This window comes from Streptomyces sp. NPDC043878 (assembly GCF_056435735.1).
Genome location: NZ_JBWKDW010000060.1, coordinates 2,009 through 3,861 on the forward strand (window position 1 = coordinate 2,009; position 1,853 = coordinate 3,861).

Sequence of the window (1,853 nt, forward strand, 5' to 3'; positions counted from 1 at the left end):
TGCTGTGATGGGTAGGGGAGCGTCGTGTGCCGGGTGAAGCCGCGCCGGAAGGCAGTGGTGGACGGTTCACGAGTGAGAATGCAGGCATGAGTAGCGATACACACGTGAGAAACGTGTGCGCCGATTGACTAAGGGTTCCTGGGTCAAGCTGATCTGCCCAGGGTAAGTCGGGACCTAAGGCGAGGCCGACAGGCGTAGTCGATGGATAACCGGTTGATATTCCGGTACCCGCTGTGAAGCGTCAAACATTGAACCAGGCGATGCTAAGTCCGTGAAGCCGTTCCGGACCCTTCGGGGAATGGAAAGTGGTGGAGCCGACGGACCAGACCTGTAGTAGGTGAGTGATGGGGTGACGCAGGAAGGTAGTCCATCCCGGGCGGTGGTTGTCCCGGGGTAAGGGTGTAGGACGTCAGGTAGGTAAATCCGCCTGGCACATAGTCTGAGACCTGATGCCGAGCCGATTGTGGTGAAGTGGATGATCCTATGCTGTCGAGAAAAGCCTCTAGCGAGTTTCATGGCGGCCCGTACCCTAAACCGACTCAGGTGGTCAGGTAGAGAATACCGAGGCGTTCGGGTGAACTATGGTTAAGGAACTCGGCAAAATGCCCCCGTAACTTCGGGAGAAGGGGGGCCATCACTGGTGATCCGATTTACTCGGTGAGCTGGGGGTGGCCGCAGAGACCAGCGAGAAGCGACTGTTTACTAAAAACACAGGTCCGTGCGAAGCCGTAAGGCGATGTATACGGACTGACGCCTGCCCGGTGCTGGAACGTTAAGGGGACCGGTTAGTGCGCTTTCGGGCGTGCGAAGCTGAGAACTTAAGCGCCAGTAAACGGCGGTGGTAACTATAACCATCCTAAGGTAGCGAAATTCCTTGTCGGGTAAGTTCCGACCTGCACGAATGGCGTAACGACTTCTCGACTGTCTCAACCATAGGCCCGGTGAAATTGCACTACGAGTAAAGATGCTCGTTTCGCGCAGCAGGACGGAAAGACCCCGGGACCTTTACTACAGTTTGATATTGGTGTTCGGTTCGGCTTGTGTAGGATAGCTGGGAGACTTTGAAGCGGCCACGCCAGTGGTTGTGGAGTCGTCGTTGAAATACCAGTCTGGTCGTGCTGGATGTCTAACCTGGGTCCGTGATCCGGATCAGGGACAGTGTCTGATGGGTAGTTTAACTGGGGCGGTTGCCTCCTAAAGAGTAACGGAGGCGCCCAAAGGTTCCCTCAGCCTGGTTGGCAATCAGGTGTTGAGTGTAAGTGCACAAGGGAGCTTGACTGTGAGACCGACGGGTCGAGCAGGGACGAAAGTCGGGACTAGTGATCCGGCGGTGGCTTGTGGAAGCGCCGTCGCTCAACGGATAAAAGGTACCCCGGGGATAACAGGCTGATCTTCCCCAAGAGTCCATATCGACGGGATGGTTTGGCACCTCGATGTCGGCTCGTCGCATCCTGGGGCTGGAGTCGGTCCCAAGGGTTGGGCTGTTCGCCCATTAAAGCGGTACGCGAGCTGGGTTTAGAACGTCGTGAGACAGTTCGGTCCCTATCCGCTGCGCGCGCAGGAATATTGAGAAGGGCTGTCCCTAGTACGAGAGGACCGGGACGGACGAACCTCTGGTGTGCCAGTTGTTCTGCCAAGGGCATGGCTGGTTGGCTACGTTCGGGAGGGATAACCGCTGAAAGCATCTAAGCGGGAAGCCTGCTTCGAGATGAGTATTCCCACCCCCTTGAGGGGTTAAGGCTCCCAGTAGACGACTGGGTTGATAGGCCGGATCTGGAAGGCGGGTAACCGCTGGAGGTGACCGGTACTAATAGGCCGAGGGCTTGTCCTCAAATGCTCGCGTCCACTGTGTT

At 56.9% G+C, this 1,853-nt stretch carries 1 rRNA gene (cut by a window edge); it reads left to right on the forward strand.

Going from position 1 to position 1,853, the window contains the following annotated elements:
* A 23S ribosomal RNA gene (locus AC07AZ_RS38035) occupies positions 1 to 1,831 on the forward strand (it extends 1,391 nt beyond the left edge of the window).
* Positions 1,832 to 1,853 lie beyond the last annotated feature (22 nt).